22 protein-coding genes and 1 tRNA gene are annotated in these 24,843 nt (G+C 43.8%); 19 read left to right on the top strand and 4 right to left on the bottom strand.

Annotated elements, in window-relative coordinates:
- Window positions 1–16: 16 nt before the first annotated feature.
- Window positions 17–90: transfer RNA gene (locus FHW89_RS26485), tRNA-Arg, on the bottom strand.
- Between the two features lie 115 nt (window positions 91–205).
- Window positions 206–667: a redoxin domain-containing protein gene (locus FHW89_RS26490; protein WP_172338061.1), complete on the bottom strand. Its 462-nt coding sequence runs from the start codon at window positions 665–667 to the stop codon at window positions 206–208.
- Window positions 668–755: 88 nt separating this feature from the next.
- On the opposite strand from FHW89_RS26490, the gene bla reads away from it, so the two are divergent.
- The 3 genes from bla (at window position 756) to FHW89_RS26505 (ending at window position 4,720) form a co-directional block, all read left to right on the top strand.
- Entirely contained in the window at window positions 756–1,478 is a 723-nt protein-coding gene (gene bla, locus FHW89_RS26495; protein WP_172338062.1) for a subclass B1 metallo-beta-lactamase, read from the top strand.
- A 95-nt stretch (window positions 1,479–1,573) separates the two neighbouring features.
- Window positions 1,574–3,967, top strand: coding sequence for an ABC transporter permease (locus tag FHW89_RS26500; RefSeq protein WP_172338063.1), 2,394 nt, complete (start codon window positions 1,574–1,576; stop codon window positions 3,965–3,967).
- A gap of 174 nt (window positions 3,968–4,141) precedes the next feature.
- On the top strand, window positions 4,142–4,720 hold the full coding sequence (locus FHW89_RS26505; RefSeq protein ID WP_172338064.1) for a Crp/Fnr family transcriptional regulator: 579 nt from the start codon (window positions 4,142–4,144) through the stop codon (window positions 4,718–4,720).
- A gap of 44 nt (window positions 4,721–4,764) precedes the next feature.
- Here the strand turns inward: FHW89_RS26505 and FHW89_RS26510 are convergent, their stop codons facing one another.
- Window positions 4,765–5,118 carry a helix-turn-helix domain-containing protein gene (locus FHW89_RS26510; protein WP_172338065.1) on the bottom strand — a complete coding sequence of 118 codons (354 nt, stop codon included), beginning with the start codon at window positions 5,116–5,118 and terminating at the stop codon, window positions 4,765–4,767.
- A 105-nt stretch (window positions 5,119–5,223) separates the two neighbouring features.
- Between FHW89_RS26510 and FHW89_RS26515 the strand changes: the two genes are divergently transcribed.
- The 16 genes from FHW89_RS26515 (at window position 5,224) to ilvA (ending at window position 23,669) form a co-directional block, all read left to right on the top strand.
- Window positions 5,224–5,967 carry an SDR family oxidoreductase gene (locus FHW89_RS26515; protein ID WP_172338066.1) on the top strand — a complete coding sequence of 248 codons (744 nt, stop codon included), beginning with the start codon at window positions 5,224–5,226 and terminating at the stop codon, window positions 5,965–5,967.
- Window positions 5,968–6,277: 310 nt separating this feature from the next.
- Window positions 6,278–7,171, top strand: coding sequence for an SDR family oxidoreductase (locus FHW89_RS26520; RefSeq protein ID WP_172338067.1), 894 nt, complete (start codon window positions 6,278–6,280; stop codon window positions 7,169–7,171).
- 183 nt (window positions 7,172–7,354) lie between these two features.
- Window positions 7,355–8,341: an NAD(P)H-quinone oxidoreductase gene (locus FHW89_RS26525; protein WP_172338068.1), complete on the top strand. Its 987-nt coding sequence runs from the start codon at window positions 7,355–7,357 to the stop codon at window positions 8,339–8,341.
- 160 nt (window positions 8,342–8,501) lie between these two features.
- The gene (gene atpD / locus FHW89_RS26530; RefSeq protein ID WP_172338069.1) at window positions 8,502–10,007 is read left to right on the top strand and encodes a F0F1 ATP synthase subunit beta; all 1,506 of its coding nucleotides are present in this window, start codon (window positions 8,502–8,504) and stop codon (window positions 10,005–10,007) included.
- Window positions 10,008–10,108: 101 nt separating this feature from the next.
- Window positions 10,109–10,363 carry an ATP synthase F1 subunit epsilon gene (atpC, locus tag FHW89_RS26535; RefSeq protein ID WP_076374640.1) on the top strand — a complete coding sequence of 85 codons (255 nt, stop codon included), beginning with the start codon at window positions 10,109–10,111 and terminating at the stop codon, window positions 10,361–10,363.
- Between the two features lie 767 nt (window positions 10,364–11,130).
- Complete coding sequence (gene ilvD / locus FHW89_RS26540; RefSeq protein WP_172338070.1) at window positions 11,131–12,843, top strand: dihydroxy-acid dehydratase; 1,713 nt, start codon at window positions 11,131–11,133, stop codon at window positions 12,841–12,843.
- Window positions 12,844–12,926: 83 nt separating this feature from the next.
- On the top strand, window positions 12,927–14,663 hold the full coding sequence (gene ilvB / locus FHW89_RS26545; RefSeq protein WP_172338071.1) for a biosynthetic-type acetolactate synthase large subunit: 1,737 nt from the start codon (window positions 12,927–12,929) through the stop codon (window positions 14,661–14,663).
- 30 nt (window positions 14,664–14,693) lie between these two features.
- Entirely contained in the window at window positions 14,694–15,299 is a 606-nt protein-coding gene (ilvN, locus tag FHW89_RS26550) for an acetolactate synthase small subunit (RefSeq protein ID WP_172338072.1), read from the top strand.
- Window positions 15,300–15,469: 170 nt separating this feature from the next.
- Complete coding sequence (gene ilvC / locus FHW89_RS26555; RefSeq protein WP_172338073.1) at window positions 15,470–16,528, top strand: ketol-acid reductoisomerase; 1,059 nt, start codon at window positions 15,470–15,472, stop codon at window positions 16,526–16,528.
- Window positions 16,529–16,678: 150 nt separating this feature from the next.
- Window positions 16,679–18,097: a 3-isopropylmalate dehydratase large subunit gene (leuC, locus tag FHW89_RS26560; RefSeq protein ID WP_172338074.1), complete on the top strand. Its 1,419-nt coding sequence runs from the start codon at window positions 16,679–16,681 to the stop codon at window positions 18,095–18,097.
- A gap of 111 nt (window positions 18,098–18,208) precedes the next feature.
- Entirely contained in the window at window positions 18,209–18,502 is a 294-nt protein-coding gene (locus FHW89_RS26565) for an antibiotic biosynthesis monooxygenase (protein ID WP_172338075.1), read from the top strand.
- Window positions 18,503–18,548: 46 nt separating this feature from the next.
- Window positions 18,549–19,139: a 3-isopropylmalate dehydratase small subunit gene (leuD, locus tag FHW89_RS26570; protein WP_172338076.1), complete on the top strand. Its 591-nt coding sequence runs from the start codon at window positions 18,549–18,551 to the stop codon at window positions 19,137–19,139.
- A 44-nt stretch (window positions 19,140–19,183) separates the two neighbouring features.
- A complete protein-coding gene (leuB, locus tag FHW89_RS26575) occupies window positions 19,184–20,263 on the top strand; it encodes a 3-isopropylmalate dehydrogenase (RefSeq protein WP_172338077.1) in 1,080 nt (359 codons plus the stop codon).
- A gap of 68 nt (window positions 20,264–20,331) precedes the next feature.
- On the top strand, window positions 20,332–21,087 hold the full coding sequence (locus FHW89_RS26580) for a methyltransferase domain-containing protein (protein WP_172338078.1): 756 nt from the start codon (window positions 20,332–20,334) through the stop codon (window positions 21,085–21,087).
- A gap of 162 nt (window positions 21,088–21,249) precedes the next feature.
- Window positions 21,250–22,416, top strand: a complete 1,167-nt coding sequence (locus FHW89_RS26585) for a 2-isopropylmalate synthase (RefSeq protein ID WP_172338079.1) — start codon at window positions 21,250–21,252, stop codon at window positions 22,414–22,416.
- A gap of 2 nt (window positions 22,417–22,418) precedes the next feature.
- Entirely contained in the window at window positions 22,419–23,669 is a 1,251-nt protein-coding gene (gene ilvA, locus FHW89_RS26590; RefSeq protein ID WP_172338080.1) for a threonine ammonia-lyase IlvA, read from the top strand.
- Window positions 23,670–23,772: 103 nt separating this feature from the next.
- Here the strand turns inward: ilvA and FHW89_RS26595 are convergent, their stop codons facing one another.
- Window positions 23,773–24,771: an ABC transporter ATP-binding protein gene (locus FHW89_RS26595; protein WP_172338081.1), complete on the bottom strand. Its 999-nt coding sequence runs from the start codon at window positions 24,769–24,771 to the stop codon at window positions 23,773–23,775.
- Window positions 24,772–24,843 lie beyond the last annotated feature (72 nt).

Raw genomic sequence — 24,843 nt, forward strand, 5'->3', positions numbered from 1 at the left:
AAGGCTTAACGTTTAGTGCACTCGAAGGGAGTCGAACCCCTAACCTTCTGATCCGTAGTCAGATGCTCTATCCAATTGAGCTACGAGTGCCTTTTGAAACGGACTGCAAAAATAGAACTTTTAGCTATCCGTTGCAAACTTTTTTAAAATATCTTTCTGATTTATTTTTTTTGACCCGCCAAATAGCTGATCTGCTGCCTGCTACCTACTTTACTATTTCGGCAATAGCTGCAAAATTGGGCAGCTGACCAGCATCTTCCAACACTTCGGCATAGATAATATTCTGATCTTCGTCGATTACAAAGGCCGAGCGTTTGGATACGCCTTTCAGGCCCAGTGCAAATTCTTCGTACAAAGCGCCATAAGCGGATGATACCTCTTTATTAAAGTCAGACAAAAGATCAAACTGGTAATTGTTCTCAGCCTTGAATTTACCCAGGGTAAAAGGCGAATCGACAGATATGCCCAATACCACGGCGTTCAATCCGTCGTAATAGCCAAAATTATCGCGCATGGTACACAGCTGAGTGGTACATACTCCGGTAAAAGCTAAAGGAAAGAAATGAAGGACTACTTTTTTGCCTTTAAAATCAGATAATGATACCGCGTCTACATTGGTTGAAAACAGGGTAAATTGAGGTGCCGCCTGGCCTGCTTGTAATGTCATAGTTAATTGTTTTACTACAAATAAATAAAAAATACCCGCTTTATTCGTAATCGGATAGTAATTAATTCGTTTAATATAATTTTGAGCTATGAAATATACATTGTTTGCATTATTCCTGCTTTTATCCGGTTTAGTCAAAGCGCAAACCAGGCCTTTCCACATCAGTACGCGACACTTAACAGGCAATGTATATGTATATATTTCCTATGGTTTGCCCGATGACAAGACACCATTCCCGGCCAACGGTTTGTATATAGTAACACCAGCAGGCATCGTATTGATTGATACCCCATGGGACGAAGACCAGACCCGGCAGCTGATAGATACCATCCAACAACGCTATCATCAAAAAATAGCGCTTTGCATATCCACTCATTTCCACACCGACCGTACCGCTGGCCTCGATGTATTAAGAAAGAGTGGCACCAAAACCTACACCAACGTATTAACTAAACAGCTGGCCAAACAACACAATGACAAGCAGCCTGAGTTTACCTTTACTAAAGACACCGTTTTTACTATTGGAGGCGTAAAAGTGCAAACCTATTTCCCGGGCGAGGGTCATACCAAAGACAACATTGTAATATGGCTACCCCAAACCAAAGTACTATTTGGTGGCTGCCTCATCAAAAGCATGGATACCAACGAAAAGGGCTACACCGCCGATGGTAATATTGCTGAATGGCCTTTATCAGTAGCCCGTTTAAAAAATAAATTCAGAGGTGTTAAATATGTTATCCCTGGTCACCAGGGCTGGCAAGGTGGTATGCAGATGCTCGATCATACTATTGACATAGCGAAGCAAAAGTAGGCTTGGTTTTTATAGCTATCTAATAGTTTTTTAAAATATTTCTTGATTAACTAAACATTTAGTTATATCTTTAGGATATCAAAATCCTACACGCTATGATCAGGAATTATTTAAAAATTGCGGTACGTACCCTTTTAAAAAACAAAGGTTTTACATTTATTAATATCCTTGGTCTGGCCTTGGGTTTGGCTATTTGCCTGCTTATTATATTTTTTGTGGTTGATGAATTAAGTTACGACCGGTACAATACCAAATGTGAAAACATATACCGGGTAAATACCGATCTTAGGTATAACGGAACTGTATCATATTTTGCAGGAAGCCCTATCCCGCTTGCCGACGCGCTGATGAGGGAGTTTCCGGAAGTTGAAAAGGCCGTGCGGATAACCCCCGCTGTAAACATCCGTTTCAAGAAAGGAAATGAAACTGTGAGGGAAGACGGAGCTACTTTTTATTGCGAGAACGGCATTTTTGATATTTTCACCTTCCCCATGCTTTCCGGGAATCCTAAAACAGCATTAACAGAACCGAATGCCGTTGTCATTACCGAATCGATGGCTAAAAAATATTTTAACCGTACCAATGTGGTAGGCGAAACGCTTTTCCTGATTACCGATAGCAGTAACCATAAAGTAACCGGTGTAATGCGCGATATGCCCCAGCAATCACATTTTAAAATTAATTTCCTATTGGCTTCATTTCCTGTTGGAAAAGGCAATTGGAACAGCATCAGTCCGTTCAAAACTTATATATTGCTCAAACCCGGAACCGATCAGAAACGCTTTGAAGCAAAACTTAATCCCTTAATGGATCGAAACCTGGTTCATACCGATTTTGATTATAAAAAGTTTAAATCGAGCAGCAATTATTTCAAGCTTAGTTTAATACCACTAAAGGATATCCACCTGCAATCGAACCGGCAGGGAGAGCTTGGCATTAACGGCAACATACAACACATCTACATATTTTCGGCGGTAGCGATATTTATTTTACTGCTGGCCTGTATCAATTTCATGAACCTTTCTACAGCCCGCTCCGCTAATCGGGCACGCGAGGTTGGGGTGCGCAAGGTGTTGGGTTCATCGCGCAGGCACCTGGTTTTCCAGTTTTTAGCTGAGTCATTAATAGTAACTTTTGCGGGAGCTTTGATAGCTGTGCTGGCAGCCTGGGCTTTGCTCCCTCTTTTCAATCATTTTTCAAATAAGGAATTAAGCATAACACCTCAAACGTTAAGTTGGTTACTGCCCGCTTTACTCATCATTGTACTATTCGTTGGTATTTTGGCAGGTTCATACCCGGCATTTTTCCTGTCGGCTTTTCAACCGGTTGATGTTTTAAAGGGGAAACTATCCGCCGGTTTTAAAGGCGGCACACTCCGGAGTACCTTGGTTGTTTTCCAGTTTTCTATATCCATTTTTCTCATCATCGGCACGCTGGTTATTTATAATCAGCTGCATTATATTCAAAACAAGGATCTTGGCTTTAAGCGCAGCCAGGTATTAACCATTAACAGTGTAAATACCCTCAATAATACCAAGCTGTTTAAACAGCAAATTAAACAATTGCCGGGTGTTGTGAATGCCACGTTAACCAGCTATTTACCTGTTGGAGGTTACCGTTCGATTGGTTTTATATCTACCGATCAAAACAACGGACAATCTACCCAACTCTGGAAAGTGGATGAGGATTATTTAAACACAATGGGTATCGAGCTAAAAAGCGGGCGTGGATTTTCTGCCCAGTTTAAAACAGACTCCACAGCGGTAGTTATTAATGAGACAGCAGCCAAAATATTAGGCTATCACGGCGACCCTGTCAACCAATCACTTTATACAGGTGTAGGAAATGATGTTAAGAAAAAATATATCGTTATAGGCGTGGTAAAAGATTTCAATTTCAGTTCGCTGCGCGATAACGTAGAACCATTGGTAATGGTAATGGAAAACGATTGGCTGGCCCGCTTAAGCGTACGCGTAAACACGCATAACCTACCGGCGATGTTAGCGCAGATAGAAGCTACATGGAAAACAACAGCCCCGCATGAGCATTTTGAATATTCATTTATGGATGCCGATTTTGACGCCCTTTACCGAACCGAGCAGCGCATGGGAAACCTTTTTGTGACATTTACTACCCTGGCTGTTTTTATAGCCTGCTTAGGTTTATTTAGCCTGGCAGCCTACGCAGCAGAGCAGCGTAATAAGGAAATTGGCATACGCAAAATATTGGGTGCCGGCGTTTCCACCATAATAACTATGCTTTCTAAAGATTTCATCAAGCTGGTTTTCATCTCTATTATCATAGCTACGCCGCTGGCCTGGCCCATCATGAACAAATGGCTGCAGGGATATGCTTACCGACAAAATATCCAGTGGTGGATGTTGCTTTCGGCAGCCGCGGGCGCGTTGGTTATTGCCTTTGTTACTATCAGTTCACAATCATTTAAAGCCGCACGCAGTAACCCGGTTGATAGTTTAAGGAGCGAGTAAGCATACAATCGTCAGAGGCACCTTTCCAGTCTCCTCCTGATCCCTTTCAGGAGACCCTGAGGAGACAAAAATATTAAAAGCACTTAGCCTAACCCCTTGCAACATATCATCCAAAAGTGATTTTCTTACAGCAATACAACCAACTTTCATATTTTCCTTACTTTTGATAGTTATATGCACACCGGATTTGAAATTTACTTGAAGGAGAATATGCAACTGTCTGATGATGAGATCAGACTAATCTACTCCTTTGCCGATGAAAGAAAAGTGCGCCGCAAACAAGTGTTGTTGCAGGAGGGTGGAGTATGCCGTTTTAAAATATTCGTTTGCAAGGGCCTGTTACGCACCTACCGTACCCGCGAAGACGGCACCGAACATATCGTTCAGTTTTCGCCCGAAAATTTTTGGGTTACCGAGCCGGATAGTTTGCATAATGATACCCCCTCCCGTTATTATATTGATGTGGTAGAAGACAGCGAGATCATGTTCTGGACTAAAAATGATTTTAATCTCCTGTTTGCGCAGATCCCCCGCTTAAAATATTTTACCGAACGGCTCATTTCCCGCAACGTAACTTTAGGCCGCGATCGCATCTTTAGCGCCATCAGCGCCACACCCGAAGAAAAATACGATGAGTTTGTACAAACCTACCCTACTGTATTCGCACGTGTGCCGCTGCACATGATCGCCTCGTACCTCGGGCTTTCGCTCAAAACCCTTAGCCGTGTGCGGCACGCCCAGCTTAAACGATAATAATTTCTAAAAAAGCATACTACCCCGGCACCCCAGGTCTTCTATTATAGATCTTCTGTAATCGCCTTCCTATGTTTTATCCCCCAATCCGCAAGGTCATCAATGATAGTTTGCAAGGTTTTGCCGTATTCGGTTAAATTATACTGAACCGTAACAGGCTGAGTATCTAAAACAGTCCGTTTTATCAGTTTATTCATTTCCAGTTCCTTTAATTCCTTGCTCAGCATTTTGTTTGATATACCGTGAACATCTTTCAATATATCAGAAAACCTTCTTTCGTTATAATAACAAATGGATGAGATGATGGAGATTTTCCATTTTCCGCTCAATACATCCATGGCATCGTGCACAGCCATGATTTCCTTTTTGTGTCCTACAAGACATACGTTGTCAGCCATAAGTTACTTAGTTACCCTAATGTTACTGTTACTTTTTGTTACAAAGTAACCAAAATAAACTTCAGTATCCTATGTTTGCATGGTAAACAATAAAAAAATTTAATCATGAATTTCAATAATAAAAACGTAGTTATAACAGGCGGAACCACAGGGATTGGATTAGCCACCGCAAAAGCATTTATTAACGCCGGGGCAAACGTTTGGATTACAGGCAGGAATGCCGAAAATTTACAAAAGGCAGCCACAGAGATCAGCAGTGCAAAGTTGAAAACAATAGTTTCGGATACTTCAAATTTGGCAGATATCTCAATCTTAGAAAAAGCGATCGCGGAAAACGGAGAAAAAGTAGATGTTCTTTTCCTTAACGCTGGTATAGCGGTATTTACGCCGATTGAATACGCAACAGAAGTAGATTTTGACGCGCAATTTAACACCAATGTGAAAGGTCATTTCTTCACGTTACAAAAGCTCATTCCGCATTTGGCAAACGGATCGGCCGTTGTGTTCACTTCATCAACGGTAGCAACCGCTTCAAATTCAGGAACCAGTGTTTATTCGGCAACCAAGGGCGCGTTAAACAAAATTGCCAATATCGCGGCAAACGAATTGGCCGAAAGAAATATCCGCGTAAATATTATTAGTCCGGGCCCGGTTCAAACACCAGGGTTAGAGTACGCGGTACCCGCGGAAGCGAAGCCGCATTTAGCTGCCGCTACAGCGATGCAAAGATTGGGTGATCCCGATGAAATTGCAAAAACAGTATTGTTCCTGGCTTCTGACGATGCCAGTTTTATTACCGGTACGGAACTGGTAGCTGATGGCGGCTATCTTACTTACGGACTAAAATAATTCAACAATAAGCTAAACACAGAGAACGGCAATTGCGATATTTTACTGCAATTGCTGTTTTTGTATCTGTCCTCTTCAGCTACCGCGAAATTAACGCAGCTTATCTCGTGGGATGCATGTTTGAAGCTTCCAGCTTTCACCGATTGTTCGGCTGAAAGCTAAAGCCAAGTACCCACGAGTTGGAAATTCGCAGAAGCGGCAAATCACCTAAATAAAAACAGCGTCAAATGTCCTCTTTTCCCGGAGCGGTATTGGCCAATTTTGAATCGTTAAAAACGATTTAATTTTTATTTATCTAATTCAAAAAAACATGCGTGTATTTGTAACAGGCGCTACGGGCTTTGTAGGCTCGGCCGTTGTTCAGGAATTATTAAGCGCGGGGCACCAGGTACTTGGCCTCACGCGTTCAGATGCGGGCGAAAAAGCCCTTATCGCTGCTGGTGCCGAAGCGCACCGCGGTGATCTCACCGATCTCGAAAGTATACGGTCTGGGACAGCCATGGCCGATGGCGTGATCCATACCGGTTTTATTCATGATTTCACCCAATTTAAAGCCAGCTGTGAAACAGACAGGCAAGTGATACAGGCGATAGGCTCAGTGCTTAGCGGATCCGATCGTCCGTTTATTATTACCTCTGGTACCGGACTGCTTAGGGGCAACCCAAAGGCTACGGAAGATATTATACCCAATTTCGATGCCTCATCTTTTCCCCGCGTAGCTACAGAAGAAGCCGCAATGGCTGTAGCGGCCCAGGGTGTACATACCATAGTATTACGCCTGCCACCTACCGTACATGGCGATGGCGACCACGGCTTTGTACCTGTGCTAATTGGTATTGCCCGCGAAAAAGGGGTTGCGGCTTATGTGGGTGAAGGCCATAATCGCTGGGCAGCTGTACACCGCCTGGATGCAGCCCGCTTATACCGGCTCGCTCTGGAAAAAGGAGCTGCAGGTGCCAGGTATCATGCAGTTGCTGAAGAAGGTGTACCCTTCCGCGACATAGCCGGAGTGATCGGCAGGCAACTGAATGTACCTGTTGTGAGCAAAACACATGAAGAAGCCAATGAGCATTTTGGCTGGTTCGGCCATTTTGCAGGTATGGACAACTTGGTTTCCAGCGTCCAAACCCGCGAACAACTGGGCTGGCAACCAAACGGCATTAGCCTTATTTCCGATCTGGAACAGGGAACTTATTTTGGGTAGGGAAAAGGGACAGATTAAGCTTTTATCCCATCCAAAAAAATCGGTATATTTGTACAAAAGGCAGCCCGTTTCTCATCAACAAAAAGAGAAACGGGCTGTTTAGTTAAGAGAAAAAGGAACCCCCAAACCGACCGTTTGGTATCATGTACCTTTTCTCAAAATCAATAATTCAATAATTGAAAAATGAAGGCAGTTGTTATCACCCATCCCGGCGCTCCGTCCGTTTTGCAAATTGCCGAGAGGCCCAAACCCGGTTGCGGAACCAATGAGGTATTGGTGAAAGTGATGGCCGCCGGGGTTAACCGCCCCGATGTAAAACAACGCGAGGGTAAATACCCTCCTCCGGCTGGCGTGGTAAAGGATATCCCCGGTTTAGAAATAGCGGGCACTGTGGTAGAAATCGGCACGGAAGTTACCCAATGGAAAATTGGGGATAGTGTTTGCGCCCTGGTAACCGGAGGCGGCTATGCCGAATACTGCAGCGCACCGGAAGGTCAATGTCTGCCTGTACCAGAGGGGCTTTCCTTTATAGAAGCAGCCTCGCTGCCCGAAACGTTCTTTACTGTTTGGAGTAATGTATTTGACCGTGGGAATTTAAAGGGCAATGAAACCTTGCTGGTTCACGGTGGCTCAAGCGGCATAGGAGTTACAGCTATACAAATGACAAAAGCGCTGGGTCACCAGGTATATGTTACCGCCGGCTCCGATGAAAAATGCCGCTTTTGCGAGCAATTGGGCGCTGCCAAAGCCATCAACTACAAAACTGAAAGCTTTGCCGATGTCATCAAACAACTCACTAATGGTAAAGGCGTTGATGTAATACTGGATATGATAGGCGGCGATTATACCCCAGGCAATATCCAATCGCTGGCTGTGGAGGGCCGCCTGATGATGATCAATACCATGAAAGGCAAAGACGCCCAGGTTGATCTGGCCCAGGTGATGATGAAACGGCTGGTGATCACCGGCTCTACCCTACGGGCACGGGAGGTAACATTTAAAGCTGCCATCGCTCAAAACCTGCAAAAAAATATCTGGCCCTTGCTGGCATCGGGCCAAATAAAACCGGTTATCTACAAAGTTTTCAGAGCCGAAGAGGCAGCACAAGCTCATGAGCTGATGGAAAGCAGCAAACACACAGGGAAAATTGTGTTGAGTTTTGCGGATTAAAAACCTGAAAACAGGTGTGCAGAAAATATATGCAAAAATGTTGACGTTGCTATTTAAATATTTGGATAGAAATCTTAACTTTGCGCCTCTGAAATAGCATCTTATATTTTAACAGTAACAACTATTTCGCAGAAAAATTCTTTAAAACACCAGGTTATATATGCCAAACATTGGAAAAATATCACGGATCATTGGTCCGGTAGTTGACGTAAGTTTCGCTGATGATGCTCATCTTCCTAAGATTTATGACGCGTTAGAAATCACGAAAGAAAATGGCCAAAAAGTAATTTTAGAAGTTCAACAGCATTTGGGTGAAGATCGTGTACGTGCGATCGCGATGGATTCAACAGACGGATTGCTACGTGGCATGAAAGTGTTGGATACCGAAGCCGCTATTAAAATGCCGGTTGGCGAAAACATTAAAGGCCGCGTATTCAACGTAGTTGGTGATGCCATTGACGGTATTGCTAACTTAGATAAATCTAATGGTCGCCCTATCCACAATACCCCTCCTCGTTTCGAGGATCTATCTACCGAAACTGAAGTATTGTTCACAGGTATCAAAGTTATTGACCTGTTAGAGCCTTACGCTAAAGGTGGTAAAATTGGCTTGTTTGGCGGTGCCGGTGTAGGTAAAACCGTATTAATTCAGGAATTGATCAACAATATTGCCAAGGCTTATTCTGGTTTATCAGTATTTGCCGGTGTAGGTGAGCGTACCCGTGAAGGTAATGACCTTTTACGCGAGATGCTTGAATCGGGCATTATTAAATATGGCGATGGCTTTATGCACTCGATGGAAGAAGGCGGTTGGGATTTAACCAAGGTTGATACCGAAGCACTGAAAGAGTCAAAAGCAACATTCGTTTTCGGACAAATGAACGAGCCTCCAGGTGCACGTGCACGTGTGGCTTTATCAGGCTTAACCATTGCCGAGTATTTCCGTGATGGCGAAGAAGATGGCAAAGGCCGTGATATCCTGTTCTTTATCGATAACATCTTCCGCTTTACACAAGCAGGTTCTGAAGTATCGGCGCTGTTAGGCCGTATGCCGTCAGCGGTAGGTTACCAGCCAACACTGGCTACCGAGATGGGTACCATGCAAGAGCGTATCACCTCAACTAAAAGAGGTTCAATCACATCAGTACAAGCAGTTTATGTACCTGCGGATGACTTGACCGACCCTGCGCCGGCAACAACCTTCGCTCACTTAGATGCTACTACTGTACTTTCACGTAAAATTGCCGAGTTAGGTATCTACCCTGCTGTGGATCCATTGGACTCTACATCACGTATCCTTAGCCCAGCTGTTTTAGGCGACGAGCACTACAACACTGCTCAACGTGTTAAAGAAACTTTACAACGTTACAAAGAGTTACAAGATATTATCGCGATCCTGGGGATGGACGAGTTATCTGAGGAAGATAAACTGGTTGTATCACGTGCGCGTCGTGTTCAGCGTTTCCTGTCACAACCATTCCACGTGGCCGAGCAATTTACCGGCTTAAAAGGTGTATTGGTTGATATCAAAGAAACTATCAAAGGTTTCAACATGATCATGGACGGCGAAGTGGATGAATATCCTGAGGCAGCTTTCAACTTAGTAGGCAGCATCGAAGACGCCATTGAAAAAGGTAAAAAACTATTAGCAGAAGCTAATAACTAGTAGCAAGTAATTAGTATCAAGTAGCAAGATCAAAACAGCCTTGCTACTTGGTTTAACTTTATTTACTTGATACTTGATACTCAATACTTGATACTAAAAACATGACATTAGAAATTCTTACTCCCGACAAAAAAGTATACGAGGGCGAAGCCACATCGGTAACCGTTCCTGGTACTTTGGGATTATTTGAAATATTAAACCACCACGCGCCTATCATCTCTACTTTACAGGATGGTAAATTAACTGTGCGCGGTGGCAGCGCTGCTAAAGAAGAAGTTTTCTTTATTAAAGGCGGTGTGGTTGAAGTATTAAACAATAAGGTCATTATTCTTGCTGAAGGCATTCAGCACAAATAGTCCTTATACCTACATTTACAAAAAACGTCCGGGTATAATACCCCGGACGTTTTTTTTTGACATTTTTTTTTGACAGGGGATTTTGCAAACTATGTCAACCAACAATTGGCGTAGAACCATGAGCTGGAGATTAGCTCAATAAGCAAAAAGTGGGTTTACATGGTTTACACTTTTCATGGTTAACATGGGCATAAAATATTGATAATTAACCATATATATTTTATTTCCTCAAAAAAGTGTAAACCATGTTTTTGGGATAATATTATGGGCTAAACATTAATTCATAAGTTATATGACATTAACCGGCACTGAACAAACTGAATCCTTTTTTTATCAGCCCCTGCTTAAAAGTTGTTTAAATTAACGGAGGTAAATTTTAAGGCAAATTATATATAGCATAAAGCAACATCATTAAGCAACAATTACACCATGCAAAGCGAGCCAATTTTTATAACTTCTACAGCGGGTTTAGCCATTTCGGGCAGAAAATCGACAACTTGCTATGCATGCATAAAAAATGTACCGAATACCGTTTTGAACTTTGGTATATTTTACAACATATATTATTGCTATATTTTTATTTAAAACAGAATTAAATTTCATATTTACAATAAAAACAACATAAAATACTTTTTTCGAAAAAATATTTGTAGGTATTGCTATTCTTTATTGCTATATCTACCTTACAAATACAGATTCGTACTGTACGAATAAACCAGGATCAAGAGACAGAATTATTTACAAATTAGGCTATCATACCAAATAAAATGAGTTCATCATCAGATACTACAGCGGCTATAGAATTGAATAAGTACAGCAAAACTTTTACACAGGACGAAACACAACCTGCTGCAAAGGCCATGTTATACGGCATAGGTTTAACCGACGACGATATGGAAAAAGCCCAGGTCGGCGTAGCCAGCATGGGTTACGATGGTAACACCTGCAATATGCACCTGAACGATCTGGCCAAACTGGTTAAACAAGGTATCTGGGATCAGGATCTGGTAGGCTTAATATTTCATACCATTGGCGTAAGCGACGGCATGAGCAATGGTACCGAAGGCATGCGCTACTCTTTAATGAGCCGCGATATCATTGCCGATTCTATTGAAGCCGTTACCGGCGCGCAGTATTATGATGGTTTAATTACTTTGCCGGGTTGTGATAAAAACATGCCGGGCTCTATCATGGCTATGGGCCGCTTAAATCGTCCATCAATCATGGTGTACGGTGGTACTATTAAACCTGGTCACTGGAAAGGTGAAGATCTGAACATTGTATCGGCATTTGAGGCTTTGGGCAAAAAAATTGCCGGCCAGATAGATGATGTTGATTTTATGGGTGTAATTAAAAACGCCTGTCCAAGCGCGGGTGCTTGTGGTGGTATTTATACCGCTAATACCATGGCTGCAGCTATCGAAGCCTTGGGTATGAGCTTGCCCTATTCATCATCAAACCCTGCATTAAGCGAAGATAAAAAAGCAGAGTGCCTTGCCGCTGGTAAAGCGATCAAGGTATTGCTTGAAAAAGATATTAAACCGTCAGACATCATGACCCGCAAAGCATTTGAAAATGCGATGGTAGTGATCATGGTACTGGGCGGCTCAACCAACGCAGTATTGCACTTGATAGCCATGGCCAAAAGCGTTGACGTTAAAGTAACTCAGGACGATTTCCAGGAGGTAAGTAACCGCATCCCTGTACTGGCCGATATGAAACCAAGCGGTAAATACATGATGGAAGACCTGCACAATATTGGCGGTGTGCCAGCTGTAATGAAATATTGCCTGAGCCAGGGATGGTTACATGGCGATTGCTTGACCGTTACCGGTAAAACCATCGCCGAGAATCTGGCCGATGTTCCGGAGCTCAGCTTCGAAACACAAAAAATAATTTTCCCGGCTACCAACCCTATTAAAGCTACCGGTCACTTACAAATATTATACGGAAACCTTGCCGAAGGTGGCAGCGTAGCCAAGATCACCGGTAAAGAGGGTACCAGCTTTGAAGGCCCTGCCCGTGTATTTGATGGCGAGTTTGAGTTGATACATGGTATACAAAGCGGTCGTGTTAAAGCCGGCGATGTGGTAGTTATCCGCAACGTGGGTCCTAAAGGTGCTCCGGGTATGCCGGAGATGCTGAAACCAACTTCGGCCATATTTGGTGCGGGCCTGGGTAGCTCGGTAGCATTAATTACCGATGGACGTTTTTCGGGCGGTACACACGGTTTTGTAGTGGGCCACATTACACCAGAAGCTTATGATGGCGGCGGTATCGCTTTTGTAAAAGACGAGGACCGGATATTTATTGATGCCGTTAACCGCACCATCAACGTAATCATCAGCGACGAAGAATTTGCTGCCCGTAAAGCAGCCTGGAAACAACCTGCTTTAAAAGTAAGCAAAGGTTTATTATACAGATATGCTAAAACAGTAAGTACCGCGGCCGAAGGTTGCGTAACTGACGAAATGCCATAGCCCTCCCACCCCCTGAAGGGGTAATAAATGGGCTAATAATAAAGAACTAAAAACAATAAACATACAACATAATACCCAACACTATGGAAGTTGCACAGGAAACACTAACTACACCCGCACCAACAACAGCGGTAGAAGTTTCAGGATCAGTAGCATTATTGGAGGCATTAATTGTTGAAGGTGTTGATACCATCTTTGGCTACCCGGGTGGCGCTATCATGCCCATCTATGATGCTTTATTTGACTATAATGATAAACTGAACCACATCCTGGTCCGTCATGAGCAGGGCGGCATTCACGCCGGCCAAGGCTATGCCCGTACTTCGGGTAAAGTGGGTGTTGTATTCGCAACCAGCGGTCCTGGTGCAACCAACCTGGTAACCGGTTTGGCCGATGCACAGATAGATAGTACCCCATTGGTATGTATCACCGGGCAGGTATTCGCCCATTTGTTGGGTACCGATGCTTTCCAGGAAACCGACGTGATCAACATCACCACCCCGGTAACCAAATGGAACTACCAGGTAACTGATGCCAATGAAATTCCGGAGGTTATTGCCAAGGCATTCTACATCGCCAAAAGCGGTCGCCCGGGGCCTGTATTAATTGATATTACTAAAAACGCGCAGATACAAAAATTCAGCTATCAGGGTTATACGCAATGCAACCATATCCGCAGTTATCGCCCAAAACCCATTGTTCGTTCTGAATACGTACAAGAAGCTGCCGAACTGATCAATCAGGCCAAAAAGCCGTTTGTAATTTGGGGCCAAGGCGTTATTCTGGGTGGTGCAGAGCAGGAATTTAAAGCCTTTGTTGAAAAAAGCGGTATTCCTGCAGCATGGACCGTTTTAGGCGCTGGCGCTATCCCTACAGAGCATCCTTTAAACGTGGGTATGCTGGGCATGCACGGCAATTACGGCCCTAACGTATTAACTAACGAATGTGATGTACTGATTGCTATCGGTATGCGCTTTGACGACCGCGTAACCGGCAGGTTAGATAAATATGCCAAGCAAGCCAAGGTGGTGCACCTGGATATTGACCCGGCTGAGATCGACAAAAACGTAAAATCAACTGTACCGGTATGGGGCGATTGTAAAGAGACCCTGCCTATGCTGACCAAGTTGATAGAAGAAAAGAAACATACCGAATGGCTGAATACTTTTAACGAATACACGCAGAAAGAAGTTGAAGCCGTAATTCATGACGAACTGAACCCTACCACCCCGGAAATGACCATGGGTGAGGTGATCAAACAATTGAATGAAATTACAAAAGGCGAGGCTGTTATTGTAACCGACGTAGGTCAGCACCAGATGGTGGCCTGCCGTTATGCCAAATTCAATAAAACACGCAGCAATGTTACCAGTGGTGGTTTAGGCACTATGGGTTTTGCACTCCCCGCTGCTATCGGTGCTAAATTTGGCGCCCAGGATCGCACCGTTGTCGCTATTATTGGCGATGGGGGTTTCCAGATGACCTTGCAGGAATTAGGTACTATTATGCAAACCGGCATCGATGTTAAGATCATCATCCTGAACAACCGTTTCCTGGGCATGGTTAGGCAATGGCAGGAACTATTTAATGAGCGCCGTTATTCGTTTGTAGATATCCAAAGTCCTGATTTTGTTGCACTGGCAGCAGCATATAAGATCCCTGGAAAACGAATTGACGACCGGGCAGAACTTCCGGCAGTATTAAATGAAATGCTGAACACCAAAGGATCATTCCTTTTAGAAGTAATGGTAACTAAAGAGAACAACGTGTTCCCGATGGTGCCGCAAGGATGCAGTGTAGCCGAGATCAGGTTGAAATAATTACAGCCTATAACCTTTAAAATAGCAATCATGAGCAATCAAGATACAGAGAAACAAGAATTTAACATCACGGTTTATACCGAAAACCAGATAGGCCTGCTAACGCGTATAGCCATTATATTTTCGCGCCGTAAGATCAATATCGAAAGCCTGAACACTTCTCCTTCAGAGATCGACAAGATTCACCGCTTTAACATCGTGATAACCGAATCGGAAGAAGTGGTGCGTAAGCTGGTTCGCCAGATAGAAAAACAGGTAGAGGTATTAAAAGCATATTATCATACCAATGCCGATGTGATATGGCAGGAATTAGCGTTATATAAGGTATCAACAGATGTTATTGCCGAAAAAGTAAGCGTTGAACGCTTGCTGCGCGAAAACGGCGCACGTGTGGTTGTATTGCGTAAAGATTATACCGTATTTGAAACCACCGGCCACCGTGAGGAAACTGACAATTTGATCAGTATATTGCAGCCTTATGGCCTGATTGAATTTGTACGTAGCGCCCGTGTAGCTATTATTAAAGACAGCGATGGCTTTAACCGTAAACTACGCGAATTTGAACGACTGGAACCAGGTGAGGATGTGATAGAAAACGAATATCTTAACCAGGGCGAAAAAGTATTTACAATGTAATCTGTCTGAATCAGAATTCACAGAATTTAAGGATGAACAGAATTCTGAAAATTCTTAAATTCTGTGAATTCTGATTCAGACAACAAATAACAGAAAATTAAACTTTAAACAAATCGGTGAAATCACCCTCAATCGGTGAAATCATCAAAATCAACAAAATAAACAAAACAATGGCAAAATTAAATTTCGGCGGTACTGAAGAAAACGTAGTAACCCGCGAAGAGTTTCCTTTATCAAAAGCGCAGGAAGTATTGAAAGACGAAGTTGTAGCGGTAATTGGCTACGGCGTTCAAGGTCCTGGTCAGGCATTAAACCAAAAAGACAATGGCATCAATGTAATTGTTGGTCAGCGTAAAGGCACTAAAACATGGGATAAAGCAGTAAGCGATGGCTTTGTACCCGGCGAAACACTTTTTGAAATTGAAGAAGCTCTGGAAAGAGGAACTGTAATTTGCTATTTATTAAGTGATGCAGCTCAGATCGCCCTTTGGCCAACCGTTAAAAAACACTTAACTCCTGGTAAAGCATTATACTTTTCTCATGGTTTTGGTATTACTTTTAACGAGCAAACCGGCATAGTTCCTCCAGCTGATGTTGACGTATTTTTAGTTGCTCCTAAAGGTTCAGGTACTTCATTGCGTCGTATGTTCCTGCAAGGCCGTGGCTTAAACTCAAGCTACGCTATTTTCCAGGATGCAACTGGTAAAGCATTTGAGCGTGTTATTTCATTAGGTATCGCGGTAGGTAGCGGTTACCTGTTTGAAACCAACTTCAAAAAAGAAGTATATAGCGATTTAACCGGCGAGCGTGGTACACTGATGGGTTGTATCCAGGGTATCTTCGCTGCTCAGTACGATGTATTACGCAGCAAAGGCCACTCACCATCTGAGGCATTTAACGAAACTGTTGAAGAGTTAACCCAATCATTAATGCCATTAGTTGCAGAAAATGGTATGGATTGGATGTATGCCAACTGCTCAACTACTGCACAACGTGGTGCTTTGGATTGGTGGAAAAAATTCCGTGATGCTACTAAACCAGTATTTGAAGAATTATACGAAAGCGTAGCTACCGGCAAAGAGTCACAACGTTCTATCGACTCAAACAGCCAGCCAGACTACCGCGAGAAACTGGATGCCGAATTAAAAGAATTACGCGAAAGCGAATTATGGCAGGCAGGTAAAACTGTACGCAGCTTACGCCCTGAAAACCAGGTTGTAGAAGCGTAATCCAAGTATCAGGTAGTTAGTATCAAGTATCAAGACCTTTTGATTTGCTGATACTAACTACTTGTTATTATAATGATATACCTGTACCATGTATCAGGCTCGCGCAAATTACTTGATACTTGATACTCACTACTTGATACTTTAAAAAACATGGGACAAACATTATTTGATAAGATTTGGGATGCACACGTCGTCAGTAGCAACGAGGGTTTTCCCGACATTTTATACATCGACACACATTTCATACACGAAGTAACCAGTCCGCAGGCATTTGACGGTTTGCGCGCCAGAGGGTTACCGGTTTTCAGGCCAAAACAAACTGTGGCCACCGCCGATCATAACGTTCCTACAATTGATCAGCACCTCCCCATAAAAGAAGAACTTTCCCGCTACCAGGTTGATATGCTCACCAAAAACACCAAAGAGTTTGGTGTAGAGCTATATGGTCTTGGTCACCCTTACCAGGGTATAGTACACGTAATAGGGCCCGAGCTGGGCATTACCCGCCCCGGTGGCACTTATGTTTGCGGCGATAGCCATACCTCAACACACGGCGCCTTTGGTGCCATAGCGTTTGGTATCGGCACTTCACAGGTAGAGCAGGTGTTGGCAACCCAGTGTTTGCTGCAATCTCGTCCTAAGCGCATGAAGATTGAAGTGAACGGCAAATTGCACAAAGGTGTTGGCGCTAAAGATATCATCCTGTATATCATTGCCAAGATCTCGGCCGCAGGCGGTACGGGTTATGCAGTGGAATATGCTGGTGATACCATCCGTTCTTTAAGCATGGAAGGCCGCATGACCATCTGTAACATGAGCATCGAAATGGGGGCCCGCTGCGGATTGATAGCTCCCGACGAAACAACTATTGAATACGTAAAAGGCCGCGAATTTGCCCCTAAAGGTGAAGAGTGGGACAAAGCAGTTGCTTACTGGAAAACTTTATACTCTGACGCTGATGCTCAGTTTGATGAAGTATTATCCTTTAAAGCCGAAGACATTGAGCCAATGATCACCTACGGTACAAACCCGGGTATGGGCATTGGCGTAACACAACACGTTCCCGAAACCGCTTCGTTTGAAGCCAAAGAGCAGGGATCATACAAAAAAGCCCTGGAATATATGGGCCTGCATGATGATGAACAGTTATTGGGTAAACCCATTGACTATGTATTCATCGGCAGTTGCACCAACTCGCGCATTGAGGACCTTCGCCAGGTAGCCGAATTTGTAAAAGGCAAGCACAAGGCAGACAACGTTACCGTATGGGTAGTTCCCGGATCAAAACAGGTACAGGAACAAGCCATCCGTGAGGGACTGGATAAAATATTTGATGCGGCAGGTTTCCCGCTTCGCGAACCGGGATGCAGCGCATGCCTGGGCATGAACGAGGATAAAATACCGGCAGGCAAATATTGCGTATCCACCTCCAACCGTAATTTCGAAGGCAGACAGGGGCCAAATTCCCGCACCTTCCTGGCCAGTCCGCTCACCGCGGCAGCATCGGCTATTACGGGTAAGGTAACGGATATACGGGAGTTTTTGAAAGAAGAAGAATTGGTAGGTTAATTATAAAAACCATGTCATTGCGAGGAGGAACGACGAAGCAATCTCATCGCATTCAATATACAAACGACGAGATTGCCACGCTATCGCTCGCAATGACATGAAAAGAAATAAATGATACTTGAAGTAGCCATTTTAAATATAATACCCGGCCAGGAAGATGAGTTTATAAACGCATTTTCAAAAGCTCAAGGTATCATCTCAAAGATGGCAGGCTATATCTCACATCAATTAAAAAGATGTATGGAGAATACAAGTCAATTCATCTTATTGGTGGAGTGGGAAAAACTCACCGACCATACAGAGGGCTTCAGGCAATCAAAAGAATACCAGGAATGGAAAAGGTTATTACATCATTTTTATGATCCTTTTCCGGTTGTTGAACATTATACAGATATTAAGTTATAGACAAAATAGTCTCATATCTCACATCTAACATCTCATATCTAAAAGTATGGCAACTAAAATATTTAAACATATACAAACCAGCGTAGTGCCTCTGCCTATCGAGAATATCGATACGGATCAGATCATCCCTGCCCGTTTCTTAAAAGCTACCACCCGCGAAGGCTTTGGTAACAATCTTTTCCGCGACTGGCGTTTTGATGAGAATGATAGCCCTAAAGAGGACTTCGTGCTCAACAACCCTACCTTTAGTGGTAAGGTACTGGTTGCCGGCAAAAACTTTGGCTGCGGCAGCAGTCGCGAGCACGCTGCATGGGCAATATCTGATTATGGCTTTGATGCCGTAGTAAGCAGCTTTTTTGCCGATATATTTAAAGGCAATGCCTTAAACAATGGTCTGTTACCGGTACAGGTAAGCGACGATTTCCTGAAAAAGATATTCGACGCCGTTTATGCCGATCATAACGCGGAGATCGAGATCGACCTGGAACGACAACTGATCATCATCTCGGCCACTGGCGAACAGGAAAGCTTTGAGATCAATCCATACAAAAAAGCCTGTCTGATAAACGGCTATGACGATATTGATTACATCCTGAGCAAAAAAGAGCTGATAGCAGAGTTTGAAGAATCTAAATAATTAACACAATCAAAAAATTCCCCCTTTAGGGGGTTAGGGGGCTTATGGCACTTAAAAAACATATATTAGTAATACCCGGTGATGGCATCGGTACCGAAGTAACAACCTGGGGTAAGGCTGTACTGGAAGCCATTGGTCAAAAATTTGGTCATGAATTTACCTTTGACGAGGCTCTGATGGGCCACGCAGGTATCGAAGCAACTGGTAATCCGCTACCTGATGAAACTTTAGCCAAAGCAAAAGCCAGTGACGCTATTCTTTTTGGCGCTATTGGTCACATCAAATACGATAATGATCCATCAGCCAAAGTACGTCCCGAACAAGGATTATTAAAAATACGTAAAGAGCTTGGGCTGTATGCCAATCTGCGCCCCATCATGCTGTTTGATGAGCTGCTGGATGCATCGAGCCTAAAACCCGAAATACTGAAAGGAACCGATATCCTGTTCTTCCGCGAACTAACCGGCGATGTTTACTTCGGCGAAAAGAAACGCAGTGAGGACAGGAATACCGCATCAGATCTAATGATATATTCCCGTTACGAGGTTGAACGTATCGCTATAAAGGCATACGAAGCAGCCCGTGTTCGTGGCAAAAGATTATGCTCTGTTGATAAGGCTAATGTACTGGAAGCATCACGCTTATGGCGTGAGGTTGTTCAGGAAATAGCTAAACAATACCCGGATGTGGAAACCGAGCATATGTTTATTGACAATGCAGCTATGCAGCTGGTTAAAAACCCTAAAAAGTTTGATGTGGTGTTAACTGCCAATCTTTTTGGTGATATTTTAACCGACGAGGCTTCACAAATTGCAGGCTCCATGGGTATGCTGGCATCGGCATCTGTGGGTGATGGTACAGGTTTCTTTGAGCCTATCCATGGTTCGGCACATGATATTGCCGGACAGGACAAAGCCAACCCGCTGGCTTCTATCCTATCGGTAGCTTTAATGCTGGAGATCAGCTTTGGCTTGAAAGAAGAAGCAAAGCTGGTAACATCAGCCGTTGATAAAGCGTTAAAAGATGGTTACCGCACCGGTGATATCGCTGACGCGAATACCGACAAAAGCAAAATTTTAGGCACTAAGGCCATGGGCCAAAAAGTGTTGGAATACTTACAATAAGTCAAAATTAAAAAGTCAAAAGTCAAAAATGTAATGACATAATGACCAATGACACAATGACTACAACGATGAAATGGAACGCTGATTTATACGACCAAAAGCATGCCTTTGTATTTCAATACGGCGAGGATGTGCTGGAATTACTGGATGTAAAACCCGGTGAATATATATTGGATTTGGGTTGCGGTACGGGCCATTTAACACAACAAATAAAAGATAAAGGCGCCCGTGTAAAAGGCACCGATTTTTCGCCCGAAATGATTGAACAGGCAAGGGCAAAATATCCTGAAGTTGACTTCGCGGTAGAAAATGCTGCCGATTTTTTTACGAACGAAAAATATGATGCCGTATTTTCAAATGCGGCGCTGCACTGGGTGCTTGATGCCAATGGCGCTGCCCGCAGTGTATATAACAGCTTGAAACACGGTGGTCGTTTTGTAGCCGAAATGGGTGGTAAAGGAAATGTGGCACACTTGATTGAGGCCATTCAACTGGTATTGCAAAATCATGGTTACCATGTACAGGCTGATACCAAGCTGTGGTATTTCCCTTCTGTAGGCGAATATGCTACCCTGCTGGAAGAGCATGGCTTCAGGGTAACCTATATGGTGCATTATGACCGTAAAACACCGCTGCAGGATGGTGATGAAGGTGTAGCTAAATGGGTGACCATGTTTGGCGCGCAATTCCTGGAGAATATCCCCGTAGAGGAAAAGGCAGAAATATTAAAAGAGATTACCCACAAACTGGAGCCCTTTTACAACGAAAACGGCCAATGGTATGCCGATTATAAAAGGCTGAGGTTTGTGGCCATAAAAGAATAATTTAAGTAGCAAGTAATTAGTATCAAGTATCAAGACTTTTTATCTGTTTTGATTTAGATACCTACAGATAACGAATTGAATTGAGTAAAAAGTAAACGAATGGGTCTTGATACCTGATACTCGCTACTTGATACTAACAAAAATTTAAAAACTAAGAAAGATATGTTACACGATCCCAACCGCGTTTATGTTTTTGATACTACGCTTCGCGATGGCGAGCAGGTACCGGGTTGCCAGTTAACACCCCCCGAAAAAATTGAGATAGCAAAAGAACTGGAGCTGCTGGGCGTGGATATTATTGAAGCAGGTTTCCCGGTTTCAAGTCCGGGCGATTTCAACAGCGTTGTTGAAATTTCAAAAGCTGTAAAAGAACCTACCGTTTGCGCCTTAACCCGTGCCAACAAAGGCGATATTGACGCTGCTATCGAATCGTTAAAATACGCCAAACGCCCGCGTATCCACACGGGTATCGGTTCGTCTGATATGCACATCAAGCATAAATTTAACAGCACTCGCGAAGAAATTCTGGAACGTGCCGTTGAAGCCGTAAAATATGCCAAACGTGGTGTAGAAGATATTGAGTTTTATGCCGAAGATGCCGGTCGTGCCGATGTAGTGTACTTAGCACAAATGGTAGAAGCTGTAATTGCAGCGGGTGCTACCGTAGTGAATATTCCGGATACCAACGGCTATTGCCTGCCCGATCAATACGGTGCCAAGATCAAATTCCTGAAAGAGAACGTTAAAAACATCGATAAGGCTATTATCTCGGTACATTGCCATAACGATTTAGGTTTAGCTACTGCTAACTCTATTGCAGGTTTGCAAAACGGTGCCCGCCAGATAGAAGGTACCATTAATGGTATTGGCGAACGTGCGGGCAATACTTCTATTGAAGAGGTGGTCATGATCCTGAAAACACACCAGGTACTGGGTTTACATACCCAGATAGACTCTAAAAGATTTTATGAGCTTAGCCAGATGATCCGCACACAAATGCGCATGCCTGTACAGCCAAACAAAGCTATTGTAGGCGCCAACGCGTTCGCGCATAGCTCTGGTATTCACCAGGATGGCTTTTTGAAAATGCGCGAAAATTACGAGATCATTCGTCCGGAGGATGTGGGTTTCCCAAGCGCCAGTATCGTGCTTACCGCTCGCAGCGGCCGTCACGCGCTTAAATTCCACCTCGAACGCCTGGGCATCAACCTGAGCAAAGAGGAACTGGCCGAAGCATATACTAACTTTTTAACCCTTGCTGATGCTAAATTAGACATCAACGATAACGACCTGTTGAGCCTGGTAGCGCACAAGTTGGTAAAAAACTAATAATGGAAACTGATACTAAGAACCAGCTGGATTTTGAAGCTGCGCATGAACGCCTTAAAGGTGTTGTTAAACGCACTCCGCTGGAATATAATGCCGGCTTATCGGCAAAGTACGAATGCGAGGTATACCTCAAACGTGAAGACCTGCAGGTTGTACGCTCTTACAAATTACGCGGCGCGTACAACATGATCAGCCAGTTAAGCGCCGAAGAATTAAGCCGGGGTGTGGTTTGTGCCAGTGCGGGCAATCATGCGCAGGGTGTGGCATTCAGCTGTAATGCTTTGGGTACCAAAGGCGTGATCTTTATGCCCGAGATCACCCCAAGACAAAAAATCACTCAAACAGAAATGCATGGGCACGGCAACGTAGAGATCGTTTTAACCGGCGATACTTTTGATGATTGCCTGCGCGAAGCATTGATCTATACAGAAGCCAATCAAATGACATTTATACCGCCATTTGATCATTACCGTATCATTGAAGGCCAGGGAACTGTAGGCTTAGAAATATTGGAGGATCTGCCGGATGTAGAGACCGTAGTTATGCCTATTGGCGGTGGCGGTATGGCGGCAGGTACCAGTAGCTACTTAAGGCAACACGTTCCGGGAGTTTACCTGATAGGTGTGGAACCCGAAGGTGCCCCATCTATGCTGAAAGCTTTTGAACATGGTGAACCGATCACACTACCGGAGATAGATCGTTTTGTTGACGGTGCCGCGGTAAAACGTGTAGGTACTTTAACCTATGAAATTTGCCGCGAGTTACTGGATGAAATGTTGTTAGTACCCGAAGGAAAAGTTTGTACCACCATACTCAAGCTATACAACGAGGATGCCATTGTGGCTGAACCAGCTGGCGCACTTTCTGTAGCTGTATTAGACGCCTGCAAGGATAAAATCAAAGGAAAAAAAGTAGTTTGTGTAGTGAGCGGTGGTAATAATGATATTGCCCGCATGCAGGAGATCAAAGAGAAATCTTTATTGTATGAAGGACTTAAACACTACTTCATTGTACGCTTTCCACAGCGTCCGGGTGCTTTAAAATTGTTTGTGACCAATGTATTGGGTCCGCATGATGATATTACCCGATTTGAATTTATCAAGAAAAATGAAAAAGAGAACGGCCCCGCCCTGGTAGGGATCGAGCTACAATCGGCCGATGATTATCCGGCCCTATTAAAACGTATGCTGGCTCATCGCTTTAATGTTATTGAGCTCAATAAAGACCGTACTCTGTTTGAGTATCTGGTGTAAGAAATCGCTTCAAAATACTTTTGTCATTCTGAACGTAGTGAAGAATCTAATCGCCGAATAGATCCTTCGTACCTCAGGATGACAATTTTGTTATTATATCATTTTAATACTCCAACCACTTCCCTACCCTTACAGCAACTTTATCTCCTTCTGTATACTTGCCTGGTTCCTCATTCACTACGCGTAATGGTACACCTCGCTGCTCCAGTATCAAATCCTCATAAAAACCTTTAAAAAGCACCTGCTTCACTGTCCAGCTTTTGTTTGGGGTAACCACTTTTATTTTTACCCATTCGGGGTATATAACGGCATGTTCTTTTTTGATATCAACACCACAAAGCCTGGCTTCGGTAGCCGTAAGTACATTACAATTGCTGAGTAGCTGCGCAGTATAAAGATTACGGGGCGATTGGTACAATGTTTTAGGATGCCCATGTTCGATGATCTCCCCGTTTTGCAGCACGATCAATTCATCGGCCATGGAGAGCACCTCGGCAGGGTCATGTGATACCATGATCACGGTGAGCCCGGTTTCTTTTACTATCTGCCTGATATCGCTTTGAAGGCCTTCCCTAAATGAAGTATCTACCTGGTTAAAAGGTTCATCCAGCAACAAAACCTGCGGACGGGTGATAATGGCCCGGGCAATGGCTACACGCTGCTTTTCGCCGCCACTCAGATCGGCCACGCGTCTTTCAGCCATGTGCAACATGTTCAGTTGTTTAAGCACCTGCTCTGTTTTTTGTTGTTTAGCAGTCAGGTCAGTGGCGGGTAGCATGGCGGCTACGTTATCCCAAACTTTGGCAAACAGGTTCAGATCGTCGGTATGCTGGGTAACCATTTTCATGGCGTCATGCCCTGGGATCAGCTTTTCTTCCGGCCCCCAGATACGATCGCCTTTGAATTGAACCTCCCCGGTATCGGGCGATAGTAAACCGTAAAGCAATTTGAGTAAAGTACTTTTCCCGCTGCCGCTTTCGCCAATAATAGCTGTTATTTTACCGGGCTGCACCACCATGCTGGTTGGCTTTACACCCGAAAGTTGTTTACCAGGAAATATTTTACTTACCGCAATAGCCTGCAAAAAAGGAGTATCTGACATCGGTGGTAAAGATACAAAATTGTATGAACCCCAATTTCTGTCTGAACCATGATTAACCTGATTATAGGATCA

Origin of the sequence: Mucilaginibacter sp. SG564 (assembly GCF_013149275.1) — a bacterium.
Lineage (GTDB): Bacteria > Bacteroidota > Bacteroidia > Sphingobacteriales > Sphingobacteriaceae > Mucilaginibacter.

Excerpts from the sequence above, each read along its gene's own strand:
- FHW89_RS26490 (WP_172338061.1), bottom strand. The coding sequence starts at position 667 with ATGACATTACAAGCAGGCCAGGCGGCACCTCAATTTACCCTGTTTTCA.
- bla (WP_172338062.1), top strand. The coding sequence starts at position 756 with ATGAAATATACATTGTTTGCATTATTCCTGCTTTTATCCGGTTTAGTC.
- FHW89_RS26500 (WP_172338063.1), top strand. The coding sequence starts at position 1,574 with ATGATCAGGAATTATTTAAAAATTGCGGTACGTACCCTTTTAAAAAAC.
- FHW89_RS26505 (WP_172338064.1), top strand. The coding sequence starts at position 4,142 with ATGCACACCGGATTTGAAATTTACTTGAAGGAGAATATGCAACTGTCT.
- FHW89_RS26510 (WP_172338065.1), bottom strand. The coding sequence starts at position 5,118 with ATGGCTGACAACGTATGTCTTGTAGGACACAAAAAGGAAATCATGGCT.
- FHW89_RS26515 (WP_172338066.1), top strand. The coding sequence starts at position 5,224 with ATGAATTTCAATAATAAAAACGTAGTTATAACAGGCGGAACCACAGGG.
- FHW89_RS26520 (WP_172338067.1), top strand. The coding sequence starts at position 6,278 with ATGCGTGTATTTGTAACAGGCGCTACGGGCTTTGTAGGCTCGGCCGTT.
- FHW89_RS26525 (WP_172338068.1), top strand. The coding sequence starts at position 7,355 with ATGAAGGCAGTTGTTATCACCCATCCCGGCGCTCCGTCCGTTTTGCAA.
- atpD (WP_172338069.1), top strand. The coding sequence starts at position 8,502 with ATGCCAAACATTGGAAAAATATCACGGATCATTGGTCCGGTAGTTGAC.
- atpC (WP_076374640.1), top strand. The coding sequence starts at position 10,109 with ATGACATTAGAAATTCTTACTCCCGACAAAAAAGTATACGAGGGCGAA.
- ilvD (WP_172338070.1), top strand. The coding sequence starts at position 11,131 with ATGAGTTCATCATCAGATACTACAGCGGCTATAGAATTGAATAAGTAC.
- ilvB (WP_172338071.1), top strand. The coding sequence starts at position 12,927 with ATGGAAGTTGCACAGGAAACACTAACTACACCCGCACCAACAACAGCG.
- ilvN (WP_172338072.1), top strand. The coding sequence starts at position 14,694 with ATGAGCAATCAAGATACAGAGAAACAAGAATTTAACATCACGGTTTAT.
- ilvC (WP_172338073.1), top strand. The coding sequence starts at position 15,470 with ATGGCAAAATTAAATTTCGGCGGTACTGAAGAAAACGTAGTAACCCGC.
- leuC (WP_172338074.1), top strand. The coding sequence starts at position 16,679 with ATGGGACAAACATTATTTGATAAGATTTGGGATGCACACGTCGTCAGT.
- FHW89_RS26565 (WP_172338075.1), top strand. The coding sequence starts at position 18,209 with ATGATACTTGAAGTAGCCATTTTAAATATAATACCCGGCCAGGAAGAT.
- leuD (WP_172338076.1), top strand. The coding sequence starts at position 18,549 with ATGGCAACTAAAATATTTAAACATATACAAACCAGCGTAGTGCCTCTG.
- leuB (WP_172338077.1), top strand. The coding sequence starts at position 19,184 with ATGGCACTTAAAAAACATATATTAGTAATACCCGGTGATGGCATCGGT.
- FHW89_RS26580 (WP_172338078.1), top strand. The coding sequence starts at position 20,332 with ATGAAATGGAACGCTGATTTATACGACCAAAAGCATGCCTTTGTATTT.
- FHW89_RS26585 (WP_172338079.1), top strand. The coding sequence starts at position 21,250 with ATGTTACACGATCCCAACCGCGTTTATGTTTTTGATACTACGCTTCGC.
- ilvA (WP_172338080.1), top strand. The coding sequence starts at position 22,419 with ATGGAAACTGATACTAAGAACCAGCTGGATTTTGAAGCTGCGCATGAA.
- FHW89_RS26595 (WP_172338081.1), bottom strand. The coding sequence starts at position 24,771 with ATGTCAGATACTCCTTTTTTGCAGGCTATTGCGGTAAGTAAAATATTT.